The following is a 13,066-nucleotide window of genomic DNA, read 5'->3' on the forward strand; positions in this document are numbered from 1 at the left end:
CAACCCGGGAACTCCAGCAGGGCGTTCTCGAGGGCGCGCAGGGTTTCGATGTCCAGATCGTTGGTCGGTTCATCCAGCAGCAGCACGTTGCCGCCGGTCTGCAGCAGCTTGGCCAGATGCAGACGACCACGTTCACCACCGGAGAGCTCGCCAACCCGCTTCTGCTGGTCGGAACCTTTGAAGTTGAAGCGGCCGATATAGGCGCGGCTCGGGAACTCGTAGTTGCCGATGCGCAGGATATCCTGACCGTCAGCGACCTCTTCGAATACCGTCTTCTTGTCATCCATGCTGTCGCGGAACTGATCGACAGAGGCGAGCACCACGGTTTCACCTAGGGTGATGGCACCGGAATCCGGCTGCTCCTGACCCGACATCATGCGGAACAGGGTCGACTTACCGGCACCGTTCGGGCCGATGATGCCGACGATGGCACCCTTCGGAATGGCAAACGACAGATCGTCGATCAGCACCCGATCACCATAGGATTTGCGCAGGTTGGCCACTTCCACCACCTTGTCGCCGAGGCGCGGTCCGGGCGGAATGAACAGCTCGTTGGTCTCGTTGCGCTTCTGGTAGTCGTTGGTGTTGAGCTCTTCGAAGCGAGCCATACGGGCCTTGGACTTGGCCTGACGCCCTTTCGGGTTTTGACGAACCCACTCCAGCTCTTTCTCGATGGACTTGCGACGGGCCGCTTCGGAACTTGCTTCCTGCGCCAGACGGGCGTCCTTCTGCTCCAGCCAGGAGGAGTAGTTGCCTTCCCACGGGATACCTTCGCCGCGGTCCAGCTCCAGGATCCAGCCCGCCACGTTGTCGAGGAAGTAACGGTCGTGGGTGATGGCCACTACAGTGCCTTCGTAGTCGTGCAGGAAGCGCTCGAGCCAGGCCACGGATTCCGCATCCAGGTGGTTGGTCGGTTCGTCCAGCAGCAGCATGTCCGGCTTTTCCAGCAGCAGACGGCACAGTGCCACACGGCGGCGCTCACCACCGGAGAGGTGCTTGATCTTTGCATCCCAGGCCGGCAGGCGCAGGGCATCGGCCGCACGCTCCAGCTGGTTTTCCATGTTGTGGCCACCCTGAGCCTGGATGATGGCTTCCAGCTCGCCCTGTTCGCGGGCCAGCTTGTCAAAGTCGGCATCCGGGTCGGCGTAGGCCGCATAGACCTCGTCCAGACGGGCCATGGCGCGCTTCACTTCGCCAACGGCCTCTTCGACTGCCTCGCGTACGGTCTGCTCCGGATCCAGCTTCGGCTCCTGCGGCAGGTAGCCGATCTTGATGCCGGGCTGCGGACGGGCTTCCCCTTCGATCTCGGTGTCGATGCCTGCCATGATGCGCAGCAGGGTGGATTTACCGGCGCCGTTCAGACCCAGCACGCCGATCTTGGCGCCCGGGAAGAAGCTCAAGGAGATGTTCTTGAGAATATGACGCTTGGGCGGCACTACCTTGCCGACCCGGTTCATGGTGTAAATAAATTGAGCCATTGGCTAATTCTCTTCCTTTTCAGCAGGTTAATGTCTTGGCATTAACAGACTGATGTCGTGGTGGGGCCAGGTCGACACAGGTCAACCCGGTTCCAAAAAACGTTCCGATTGTAAACCAATGGGCAAGGGGGGGCAAAGATGGGGGGGAAGATAGGCCGCCTGTCATGACGGCCTCTTATAGGGCCTTATGCCTTGTGGAAACTGTTGATCAGCGCGTTTGCGTAATCAATGACAAATTGCTGGCAGTGGATGGCAGTCTGCGGGTCAAACTCTTCACCGTGGAGATCGGTATTGGAGAGTACCCGGATGCCGACAAAGGGTACCTTGTAGGCCTCAGCCACTAGGGCGGCGGAGGAGGTTTCCATCTCTTCCGCGGCGGTCTGGTAGGTCTGATGCAGCCAGTTGATGCGCGCTACCTGTCGGTTCCACTCATCGGCGGTGCCAATGATGCCGCCTACTACTCGGCCGTGGCGATAGCGATCGGCCATACCGAGGGCGCGGCCAATCAGCTCGGGATCGCCAGCGAACGAGCTGTGCTCCACCAGCTTGCCGTTATCGCGCAGACGCATGGTGACCTCGAAGTTGTGCCATTTGCTCGGATCGACGCCTTGCTCGGCGGGCATCAGGTCACTGCGATAGGCTCCCATGTTGAAGCTCTTGGTGCCGATAACGATATCGCCCCGGTGCAGTGCCGGATCATGGCCTCCTGCCGTACCCTGATTGATGATGAGACGCGGCTTGAAACGCTCAATCGCCAACGTGGTGGCGGCAGCGGCATTGGCCAGACCCACCTCGGTGCGGGAGATGACCACCGGATAGTCCGAGATAGTACCCTGCCAGTATGTCCAGGCCCCCACAGTCAGCTCCGTCTTGTCTTTCAGTGCGGCAACGAGAGTTTCGACTTCGACGTCCATCGCCCCCTGGATCAGGATGGGGGCCGGGGTGGCCGCCATCACGCTGGAGGAGAGGAGGGCAAAGAGGGTGAGCAGGCGCGAACAGCGTTTGATGATATTCATGGGATACCTGTAGGGCTGGCGAGAAAGCGCCGGATCCTACCGAAAGGAAAACGGTTGCGCAATGTTGGTGCGTGTTTTGTCAGTAACGGACATGCTGATGAATGGCCTCAGGGCTGCTTGTGGCCAGCGAAGTAGAGCACCCGTTTTACATACTCCTGTGTTTCGTCATAGGGTGGGATCCCGCCATAGCGTTCCACCGCTTTTTCCCCGGCATTGTAGGCCGCCGAGATCAGCACCCAGTCGCCATCGAAGCGGCGATCCAGCCACTTGAGATAGGTGACGCCGCCCTTGATGTTCTGGGCCGGATCGAATGGACGGGTCACCCCGAACCGCAGTTGGGTCTCGGGGATCAGCTGCATCAGCCCTTGGGCATTCTTGGGTGAAACGGCGCGGCTGTTGAGGTTGGATTCGGCGATGGCAATCGCCAGCACCAGCCGGGCATCCACCTGATGGTGTTTGGCGGCGTGGCGCAGCATGGTGACCAGTTTTTGCTTGGCGGGGGGCTGGCGGGCAACCCAGGAGTCGACATTGAAGGGGGTGGAGGGGAGCTGCGCCAGATAGCCCCCCTGACCGCCACGGATCCCGATGCCACACCGCTCCCCCATAGGGGCATTGCCGATGCGGGCGTTGTAGTAACGGGCGGCCTGTTGGTTACCCAGGCGCATAGCCATGGCGAGATAACTGTTGGCCAGCCTGGCGCTGCGCACCGAGGCTGGGCCGGTGGCGAGCAGGCGGCCGATCCGGAAATAACCTTCGGGATTGCCGGTGCTGGCGGCGACACAGTAGAGGGCGATGGCTTTTTGCAGATTGCCGTGTTGCTGGGCCACTTGACCCTGCTTGATCGCCGTTAGCGCCTTGGGGGCCTGTCTGAAATCCCTGCCTTGTGCCATCGCCCGCGGCGTACCTGCCAGTAACAACGACAAAAAAAGCAGCAAAAACAGTCCGTTTTCGCTGATGTGCCTCATGGGTTATCTCCTGTTTGAGTACAGAAGATATAGAGGAACATGGCTGCTATCGCCATGAACCCAGTGGATCCTGTTGTTATAGCCGGTTGGTTTCAGAGAGCAAAACGGTATGGAACTAACGGCATCTCGACAGTTTCACACCATTTTTCATCCGGTTAAAAGTCGTGGTGATACTCCTGCTCATCCAGTACGGCGGGAGGAAGCGCGCGATAGAAGCTGCCAATTTCGCTGACAACCCAGAGCGAAAGCAGGGCCAGCAGGCTGAGCAGGGGAAGCAGAGAGTGGCTCTGGGTCAGGGCATAGGCCGCAATGGCGGCACCGGTCAAAAGCAGGGTTCGGATCATGAGGTGGCTCCTTGTCGTCATGGGGGTGTTGCGTGGCCACGGACAGAGCGCCTGGGGTCGGGAGTTGTTCCCGAGTGGCACGAAGCGCGCTGAGTATATCGCGTCATGCCGCTGCCGATCCGTGGTGTCATCACACTTTCCATAGTCATGGGTTTCGTATCGAGTTGGGCCCCGCCAGATGCGGGGCCAGTAATGGTTTGACGATCAGAAGAAACCGCCGTTGTTATCGTCAGTGTCGGCCCAGCCGCCACTCAGGTTATCGTCATCGAGAAAATTGCTGCCAGCATCGGGAGGTGAATCCCAGCCGTCCCAGCGCACCGGTTCCGCATCGACCGGATTGGCGATGGTCGCTGGCTCTATGATGTCGATGATCTCCTCGGGCCGGTTGCTGTGAAACAGTCCGCCGATCATGTCGGCCAGCATCACGCCACCGGCAACCCCGGCTGCGGTTTGCAGGGCGCCCCCTAAAAAGGAGCTGGCACGGGACGCGGGCTGGGCAGGCGCGGTTGCCGGTGGAGGCGTAAAGCGCGGGGGTGTGCTGCTCTCGCTACCAAACAGGCCGGAGAGAAAACTGCCGCCGCTCGAACTGTTCTGGCTGGCCTCCAGCTCCTTGACTCGATCGTTGAGGCGGGTAAGGGCTGCCTGCTGGATCAGCAGCGCCTGGGCCATGTAGTAGGGGGCATCGGGCTGCTCTGCCAGATGCTGGCGGATCAGCTGATCCGCTTGTGGGTCTCGTTTGCTATCCCTGACTTGCGCTTGCTTGAGGCGGTCGAACAGTCCATCGATCAGACCCTGTTCCTGTGATTGCATCTCAAATCCTCGCTATGGTGCGCAGACAGTGCGTTCAGCCATCCTAAAACCCGCGGGGCATCAGTGGTATCTGATTAACTCATCAATGACCGAGAGGCTGCCCGTGCTCGTCAGCGGACGGGCCGGTAGTAGTCGAGATACCAGCGGACAAACTCGGCAACACCTTGCTTGAGGGGCGTGGCGGGGCGCAGGCCGGTGAGGGTGTGCAGCGGCTCGCTGTCGGCCCAGGTGGCGTGCATGTCGCCTGCCTGCATCGGCTGCATCCGCTTGATGGCGGGCTTGCCGATGGCCTCTTCCAGCGCCTCGATAAAATCGAGCAGCCGCACCGGCTGGCCGTTGCCGATATTGAGGATGCGGTAGGGGGCGGCGCTCTCGGCCGCGCTCTGCTCGCTGGCATGCCAATCGGGATTGGGGCGGGGCGGCTGGTCGGCCACGGTGAGGATCCCCGCGACGATGTCGTCTATGTAGGTGAAGTCGCGGCTGAGATCGCCGTGGTTGTATACGTCGATAGGCTCGCCCGTGAGGATGGCGCGGGTGAACTTGATGATGGCCATGTCAGGCCGGCCCCAGGGGCCGTAGACGGTAAAGAAGCGCAGCCCTGTGGTGGGCAGGCCATAGAGCTCCGAATAGGCGTGGGCCATCAGCTCGCCGCTCTTTTTGGTCGCAGCGTAGAGGGAGACCGGGTGATCCACCTGCTGCGCGGTGGAGTAGGGCATCTGATCCCCCATGCCATAGACCGAGCTGGAGGAGGCGTAGATGAGGTGCTGAATCCCGTGGTGACGACACCCCTCCAGCACCGTCAGCATGCCGGTAAGGTTGCTGTCGGCATAGGCGAACGGATTGTCGATGGAGTAGCGCACCCCCGCCTGTGCCCCCAGATGGATCACCCGCTCGAAACCGTGGCTGGCAAAGAGGGCCGCCATGGCTTCACGATCCGCCAGATCCAGCCGCTCGAAGCGAAAATTGGGGAAACTGGCCAGTTGGGCCAGCCGTGCCTCTTTCAGAATCACCTCGTAGTAGTCGTTAAGGTTATCGATCCCCACCACCCGATGGCCTGCGGCGCACAGCTTGCTGGCCACATGAAAACCGATAAAACCGGCGACGCCGGTGACCAGATACGTCATGGTTGGGGTTCTGTGCAGATCATGGGGCTCCTTACGGTGATGGGAAAAGGGGGCTGCGCGCTTTGTAGCAGAGCCGGCGCGTTTGTGCCATGGCAAACCGCCTCTGACGGCGCGGCATGCTGCATCTTGGTGCAGCGAGTGTCAATGCCAGATGACAGGCACCAGAATGGGGCGTTCAGCCTGACTGTTGTGATCCTTTTCACAAAAAATAGACTGGACCCCATAACGAAGCCCTGTGGACAGGGCTCGCAGCCCGCCCGCAACGGCAGGCGACAGACACTCTCTCTTTACTTCGCTTGGATACAGGTTATGGACAACACCTCGATTCGCACTGCCCATCCTATTTATGAGGATGTGCTGGCCCTGCTGACGGCGGCCGGCTTTGTTTCCCTCGGCATCTTTCTGTTTCATCAGGTTGGCCTGCTCACCGGCGGGACTGCCGGGCTGGCGCTGTTGTTGCAAAAGGTGACCGGCATCAGCTTCGGCCTGCTGTTTTTCGGCATCAACCTGCCCTTCTATGCGCTGGCATGGCTGCGGATGGGGCCACGTTTTACCTTCAACACCTTTGTCTCAGTGGCGGCAGTCTCCTACATGACCGATCACCTCAACGGTGTATTGCAGATCGGCAAGATAGAGCCCCTCTATGCGGCGCTGATCGGCGGTACCCTGATTGGGATGGGGCTGCTCATCATGTTTCGCCACAAGTCGAGTCTGGGGGGCTTCAACATTCTGGCGCTCTTTATTCAGGATCGCTTTGGCATCCGGGCGGGCAAGCTGCAGATGGGGCTCGATTGCGCCATTGTTGTCGCCTCGTTTTTCGTGGTGCAGCCCTGGATCCTGGCGCTTTCCATCGTGGCGGCGGTTATCTGTAATCTGGTGTTGACACTCAACCACAAGCCGGGCCGTTACCAGATTGCCTGACAAGCTGCGGCAGTGGCTCGATATTGCAAGAGTGACCCGATAGCACGAGGCGGCCTGATGGCCGCCTCGTCTGTTTCTACCCTGGTGTTTGTTCGCTGCGCCTAGCTTGCCTGCTCCAGCCTGCTGTCACCGCTCATGGCGTTGCCACTGATGGCGCTGCCGCTGATAGCGTGACCACTGACGGCGAGCGGGGTGTGGCAGGCCACCTGATGATGGGCCTCATCACACACCTCAAGCTTGGGCGCCTTGCTTTTGCACAACTCGGTCGCATGGGGGCAGCGCTGGTGGAAGTGGCAGCCGCTTGGCGGCGAGATGGGGGAGGGCACATCGCCGGTCAGCAAAATGCGCTGGCTGCGCCTGCGCGGGTCCGGTACCGGAATGGCGGAGATCAGCGCCTGGGTGTAAGGGTGGCGCGGCGCCAGATAGAGCGACTGGGCATCCGCCAGTTCGACGATCCGTCCCAGATACATCACTGCAATCCGATCCGAGATGTGTTTGACCACCGACAGATCGTGGGCGATGAAGATGATGGAGAGGTTCATCTCCCGCTGCAGGCTGAGCAGCAGGTTGACGATCTGCGACTGCACCGAGACATCGAGGGCCGAGACCGCCTCGTCGCATACCAGCAGCTTGGGCTTGAGGGCGATGGCGCGGGCGATGCCGATCCGCTGGCGCTGACCGCCGGAAAACTCGTGGGGGTAGCGATCCACCGCGCTGCCCGGCAGGCCCACTTTCGCCAGCAACTCCTGCACCCAGCCGCGGCGCTGCTCAGTGTTGCCTTTACCGTGGATGATAAAGGGCTCCTCCAGGATCTGGCCCACGGTGTGGCGGCTGTTGAGGGATTCTGCAGGATCCTGAAACACCATCTGCATCTCCTGACGCAGGGAGCGCATCTCCTTCGGGCTGAGGGCGGTGATATCGCGCCCCTCGAAAGTGATGGTGCCCGCGGTCGGCTCGAACAGCTTGAGCAGGCTGCGCCCGAGGGTGGACTTGCCGCAGCCCGACTCACCCACCAGCCCCAGCGTCTCCCCCTGTTTCAGGTCGAAGCTGATGCCATCCACCGCGTGAACCGTATATTGCTTGCGCAGGAACCCGCCTCCCAGCCGGAAGTGCTGTTTCAGATCCCTGACCGATAACAGAGTGCTCATGGGGTCAACTCCTTCCAGTAGTGACAGGCGACATGGTGGCGCGGGTTGAGTTGCTCCACCGCCGGAATGGCGCTGATGCAGAGATCGGTCGCATGGGGGCAGCGGTTGGAGAAGCGGCAGCCAGCGGGCATCTCGTGCAGGGCTGGCACCTGTCCCTTGATGGTCTTGAGCAGGCTCTTGGGCTCATCCTCGAGTCGCGGGATCGAGCTCATCAAGCCGTGGGTATAGGGGTGACGGGGGTGGTCAAACAGCTCGAACACGTCGGCCTGCTCTACCGCCCGCCCGGCGTACATCACCACCACTTCGTCGCACAGCTCCGCCACTACCCCCAGATCGTGAGTGATAAAGATGATGGCCATCCCGGTCTGGGCCTGCAGCTCTTTCATCAGTTCGAGGATCTGGGCCTGAATGGTGACATCCAGCGCCGTGGTCGGTTCGTCGCAGATGAGCAGGTCTGGCTCGCAGGAGAGCGCCATGGCGATCATCACCCGCTGGCGCATACCGCCGGAGAGGTTGTGAGGGTAAACGGCAAAGCGCTGGGCTGGTTCCGGGATCCCCACCTTCTGCAGCATGGCGATGGCCGCGGCTTTACGCTGGGCCTTGTCATACTCGGGGCGATGGAGACGAAACACCTCCATCAGCTGCTCACCGACCGTCTGCACCGGGTTGAGGGCCGTCATCGGCTCCTGAAAGATCATCGAGATGCGGTTGCCGCGCACCTTGTACATCTGATCCGGCGCAAGCGACAGCAGCTCCTCCCCCTGAAAGCGGATAGAACCGGCTACCACCTGACCGTGGGGTTTGGGCAAGAGCCCCATGATGGCGAGCGAGGTAACGCTCTTGCCACAGCCGGACTCGCCGACGATCCCCAGCGTCTGACCCGGGGCCACCTTGAAGCTGACCCCGTCGAGCACCTTGATTTTGCCGTCATCGACGGCGAACTCCACCTCAAGATCGCGTACTTCGAGGATTGGGGCCTGGTGCTGGCCGTTATCAGCGGCGAACTCCCCCCCGTTATCCGGTACGTCAAGAATGGGGGCCTGAGTGTTGGGCATAACGGCTGCTCCCTTCGCAATGGCCTGAATATCAATGACGTGCATAGGTCTTGTCGAGCAGGTTGATGGGCGCCAGCGCCTCCCCTGCCTCCTTGGCGTTGCGGGTCTCTTCCTTCACCTTGGGATCGAGCCAGAGCAGACCACCACTACTGTGAGGATAACCATCCATCGGCCAGTAGAGCAGATCCGGCGTGTTCTTGGTGGCAGGTACGTCCGGCAGCATCACATAACGCCAGCTGCTGGCCCGCACATAGTTGAGCTGCACCCCGGGCACGAAGATGGCGAGATCATAGATGCGCTGCTGGATCTGGCGGGAGATCTCGGCCCGTTTGGCCATGTCGAATTCGACGTTGTAGGCGTCGATCAGTGCGTCCAGCTCCTTGTCAGCCACGTTGAACAGGTTGTTGGTCTGCGGTTTGTTGGCATTGGCGGAGTGGAACGACTCCCAATATTGTGGATAGAGACCGCCGCCGCCCCAGCCAAGCCAGGCCGCCTCGTGTTTCTTCTCCAGCATCACCTTGAAGCCGGTGGCGCCATCCACTAGGTTAAGCTCCAGATCGAGACCCGCTTTCTTGGCCTCCTCTTTCAACACGGTCAGGCGCTTGGAGTGCTCCTGACTGGTGTAGGTGAGTGCCAGCGTCAGCCGCTCCCCCTTCTCATTTTGCAGGATGCCGTCCGGCCCCGGCTTGTTGTAACCGCCCTTGGCAAAGTACTCCCGCGCCTTGCCGATGTCATAAGCCCGCTCCGGCAGCGTCATGTCGGTGAACTCGCCAAAACCCGAGCCGAAGGTGGTGGCTCTGTCATAGTCGCCGCGCAGCACGGTCTCGATCATCTTGTCGATGTTGAAGGCGTGCTGGATGCCGAGGCGCACGTTCACGTCCGCCAGCTTGGGGTTGGCCACATTGAGGTGCACCCCCTGACCGCCCTGTTTGGTGTCGGTCATGGCCATTACCTTCTGCACGTAGCCTTTTTTGTACTCCGGGGTGACCGCTTTTTCATGCCACCAGTTGGGCAGGATCATCTCGAAGGTATCGATCTCCCCTTTCAGGAAGTGGCGGAAGGCGATGTTGTGGTCGCGGATCACCTGCACCTTGATGGTGTCGATGTTGAATCTGTGCTGGTTGTAGCGATCGTCTTTTGCCCACCAATCCTTCTGCTTGCTGAAGGTGACCGACTTGCCCTTCTTGACGTCGCTGATCACGTAGGGGCCTGTGGTGGGCACCACGGCCCAGTTGTACTGCTTCACCCAGTTGGGGGTCAGCTTGTAGTAGTGCTTGGGCTGGGGCCACAGCTCGGTGGTGTTGAGCAGGTCCATCTTGGCCTTGCGGTTGGCCGCTTTGACCATAATGGTGTGATCATCGATCTTCTCTACCGCGACCACTTCAGTGGTGTAGTAGTTGTTGAACCAGGGCCCCTTGATGTGTTTGGAGCGCATCATCTCGTAGCCGAAGGTGTAGTCGTCAGCATTGACCGGCTTGCCATCCGACCATTTGGCGCGGGGATCCAGCTTGAAGTAGACGGTCTGGCTGTCTGGCGCGATGGCCCAGTGGGTCGCGAGCGAGGGGATGGGGTTGCCGGTATTGGGATGGAAGCTGATGAGTCGCAACTGGTTATCGAGAATAAAGGAGCGGAACGATCCGTTGGAGTCAGGCCCCACGGTGCGGAACGTCAGCGGAAAGCTCTCCACAAACATATTGAGGCTGCCGCCCGGCTGCGCCTTGGGGGAGGCGAACACAGGATCCGTGTCGTTGGTCTCCCATTTGAGATCCGCGGGCAGGCTGGCCGCCCAGACCCAGGATCCGTTTACCAGCACAAAGAGAGCACCTATCCATTTGATTTTATTTTTCATGTTTGACTTCCAGGTCTGGCCCCTACACTGGGGGTCTTGATTGATAACGGGATTATCCCTTGCTCCCGGGACCGCCGATGGCGGCGGCCCGTCCTTCATTAATCACTGTTCGTTACCCGACGCCTGCCGATGCGCTGGCATCGGCTGGCTTATTGGTAACGGGTAAATTTGCGCGGATCGAACGCCTCGCGGATCGCCTCACCGATAAAGGAGACCATGATCAGCACCAGACTCACCGCGGCCACCACCGAGCTGACGATCCAGATGGCATCCAGATTGTTGATGCCCTGGGAGAGCAGCTCCCCCCAGCTCGGGGTCGGCGGTGCCAGCCCGAAGCCCAGATAGTCGAGGGCCGTCAGGGTGGAGATATTGCCCACCACGGCGAATGGCGCCAGGGTAACGATCATCATCAGGGTGTTGGGCAGGATGTGGTTGAAGATGATCCGCCCGGTGGTCGCCCCTTGCGCTCGCGCCGCCATCACATAGTCTCGCGCCCGCTCCTTGTAGGTGAGGGTGCGCATATACCAGGTGATCCCCATCCAGCCGAACAGCACGTTGATGGCGACAAACAGGCCGAAGTTGGGCTTGGCCAGCGACACCAGGATCATGATGACGTAGAGAAACGGCACCTGGGACCAGATCTCTATAAAGCGTTGCAGAATGAGGTCAAAGCGGCCGCCGAGAAAGCCCATCAGACAGCCGATGGTGACCCCGATGGCGTAACTGGCCGCCAGCGCGATAAAGGCAAAGCCGATGGCGATGCGAAAGCCGTAAACCAGTCGCGCCAGCACGTCGCGGCCGCTGGTGTCGGTGCCGAGGAAGTGGCGCTCGGCCGCGCTGGGGGCGTAAGGCGGGTAGGCATCCTCCTTGAAATCCTGCTCGTAGGGGTTCCAGGGCACCGGCGGCAGCAGCACCCAGTCGCCCTGGCCCTCTGCGGCAAATTTGGCCTTGAGCTGGCGGTAGTTGGTCTCGTATTCGTAATCGAGCCCGAACTGCTGACCGGGGATCACATCGCCATAGGTGGGGAAGTGCAGCTGGCCCTGATAGCTCACTATCAGCGCCCGGCTGTTGACCAGCAGCTCCGCCAGCAGGGAGAGCAGCACCAGGGTGGTGAAGATGATGAAGGAGTAGTAACCGCGCTTGATCGACTTGAAGCGCTTGAGTTTTTTCAAGGTAACCGGATTGAGCTTCATGGTCAGTCTCCAAACCGCACGCGGGGATCAACAGAAGGTGCAACGCAGATATCGGAGACGATATGGCGTGATATCAGCATCGGCATGGCAATAGAGGTCTGGTTCATGGTCAATCTCCAAACCGCACGCGCGGATCAACCAGGGCAACGCAGATATCGGAGACGATATTGCCAATCAGCATCAGCATGGAGGTGATGGCCAGAATGCCCATGACGGTGGGGTAATCCCGCTCGACGATCGCCTCGTAACCGAGCAGGCCGATGCCGTCGATGTTGAAGATGGTCTCGATGAGGAAGGAGCCGCCAAAGAAAACGGTGAGCACAGACCCCAGGTGGCTGGCGATGGGGATCAGGCTGTTGCGCATGGCGTGGTCGGTGACCGCCTTGCGAAACGGCAACCCCTTGGCCACGGCGGTGCGCACGTAATCCGCCGACAGGTTCTCCATCAGGCTGTTTTTCATGGTCATGGTGAGGATGGCGAAATCGCCGATGGCGTAGGCGATAAGCGGCAGCAGGGCGTGGGCAAAGACAGTGCTGATCTGATCCCAGCTGCTCTCCATGTACTCAAAGTCGTCCCCCGGAAAACCGCCCATTGGTAGCCACTCCAGATGGAAGGCGAAGACGGTGATGAGGAAGATCCCCACCACGTAGGCGGGCAGGGCATAGGCCATGTAGATAAGCATGGAGCTTAACGAGTCGAAGCGGCTGTTGTGCCTGAGCGCCTTCGCCACCCCCAGCGGGATGGAGACCGCATAGCTCAGCAGAAAGGTTGCCAGTCCGAAGAAGGCGGTGACGGGGAGCCGCTCCTTGATGAGATCCCACACCGGCTCGTAGTAGCGGGTCGATTCGCCCAGATCCAGCACCGCCAGCTTCTGCAGCCACTCCCAGTAGGCGACCAGCATGGGCTTGTCGAGGCCATAGAAGGCCTTGAGCTCCTCGATCTGTTCATCGGAGAGGGCTTGCGCCCCCTTGCTGCCGCTGGAACGGCCGGATTCATTCTGGGAAACCTGGGCTTGCAGCAGCATGCGTTCGACCGGTCCGCCCGGCACGAAACGGGTGATGGTGAAGACGAGCAGGGTGATACCGAGAAACGTCGGGATGATCAAAAGCATCCGGCGTAGGAAATACGACAGCATGGTGGAACCTCGTCCTTGTTGTTCTTTT

The 13,066-nt window shown here is 60.4% G+C and carries 12 protein-coding genes; 1 reads left to right on the top strand and 11 read right to left on the bottom strand.

All coding sequences use genetic code 11. The annotated features are described in order from the left end of the window. The 6 genes from ettA to G5358_RS17605 form a co-directional block, all read right to left on the bottom strand. The coding region (gene ettA, locus G5358_RS17580; protein ID WP_421324591.1) for an energy-dependent translational throttle protein EttA at window positions 1-1,478 on the bottom strand (1,478 nt) is incomplete at its 3' end. Window positions 1,479-1,663: 185 nt separating this feature from the next. Continuing rightward, window positions 1,664-2,494, bottom strand: coding sequence for a 5'-methylthioadenosine nucleosidase (locus G5358_RS17585; protein ID WP_216951989.1), 831 nt, complete (start codon window positions 2,492-2,494; stop codon window positions 1,664-1,666). A gap of 107 nt (window positions 2,495-2,601) precedes the next feature. Then, window positions 2,602-3,459 carry a lytic transglycosylase domain-containing protein gene (locus G5358_RS17590; RefSeq protein ID WP_421324592.1) on the bottom strand — a complete coding sequence of 286 codons (858 nt, stop codon included), beginning with the start codon at window positions 3,457-3,459 and terminating at the stop codon, window positions 2,602-2,604. Window positions 3,460-3,614: 155 nt separating this feature from the next. Continuing rightward, complete coding sequence (locus G5358_RS17595; RefSeq protein ID WP_043822919.1) at window positions 3,615-3,803, bottom strand: hypothetical protein; 189 nt, start codon at window positions 3,801-3,803, stop codon at window positions 3,615-3,617. A gap of 204 nt (window positions 3,804-4,007) precedes the next feature. Next, entirely contained in the window at window positions 4,008-4,613 is a 606-nt protein-coding gene (locus G5358_RS17600) for a DUF2076 domain-containing protein (RefSeq protein ID WP_421324593.1), read from the bottom strand. Window positions 4,614-4,723: 110 nt separating this feature from the next. Continuing rightward, window positions 4,724-5,737, bottom strand: coding sequence for an NAD-dependent epimerase (locus G5358_RS17605; protein WP_421324594.1), 1,014 nt, complete (start codon window positions 5,735-5,737; stop codon window positions 4,724-4,726). Between the two features lie 309 nt (window positions 5,738-6,046). Here G5358_RS17605 and G5358_RS17610 point away from each other — a divergent pair, with 309 nt between their 5' ends. Continuing rightward, the gene (locus G5358_RS17610) at window positions 6,047-6,658 is read left to right on the top strand and encodes a YitT family protein (RefSeq protein WP_005349421.1); all 612 of its coding nucleotides are present in this window, start codon (window positions 6,047-6,049) and stop codon (window positions 6,656-6,658) included. Window positions 6,659-6,759: 101 nt separating this feature from the next. Here G5358_RS17610 and G5358_RS17615 read toward each other — a convergent pair whose 3' ends face one another. The 5 genes from G5358_RS17615 to G5358_RS17635 all read right to left on the bottom strand — a co-directional run bounded on the left by G5358_RS17615 (window position 6,760) and on the right by G5358_RS17635 (window position 13,038). After that, entirely contained in the window at window positions 6,760-7,806 is a 1,047-nt protein-coding gene (locus G5358_RS17615; RefSeq protein WP_279464396.1) for an ABC transporter ATP-binding protein, read from the bottom strand. After that, window positions 7,803-8,861, bottom strand: a complete 1,059-nt coding sequence (locus G5358_RS17620; RefSeq protein WP_236340973.1) for an ABC transporter ATP-binding protein — start codon at window positions 8,859-8,861, stop codon at window positions 7,803-7,805. The genes G5358_RS17615 and G5358_RS17620 overlap by 4 nt, the downstream gene beginning before the upstream one ends. A gap of 31 nt (window positions 8,862-8,892) precedes the next feature. Continuing rightward, complete coding sequence (locus G5358_RS17625; protein ID WP_182963013.1) at window positions 8,893-10,710, bottom strand: extracellular solute-binding protein; 1,818 nt, start codon at window positions 10,708-10,710, stop codon at window positions 8,893-8,895. Window positions 10,711-10,859: 149 nt separating this feature from the next. After that, window positions 10,860-11,903 (bottom strand): ABC transporter permease, encoded by a 1,044-nt coding sequence (locus tag G5358_RS17630; protein ID WP_005343430.1) that lies wholly within the window; start codon window positions 11,901-11,903, stop codon window positions 10,860-10,862. 109 nt (window positions 11,904-12,012) lie between these two features. Next, a complete protein-coding gene (locus tag G5358_RS17635) occupies window positions 12,013-13,038 on the bottom strand; it encodes an ABC transporter permease subunit (RefSeq protein WP_421324597.1) in 1,026 nt (341 codons plus the stop codon). Between the last annotated feature and the right edge of the window lie 28 nt (window positions 13,039-13,066).

Origin of the sequence: Aeromonas sp. 604176 (assembly GCF_049170755.1) — a bacterium.
Taxonomy (GTDB): Bacteria; Pseudomonadota; Gammaproteobacteria; order Enterobacterales; family Aeromonadaceae; genus Aeromonas; species Aeromonas veronii_A.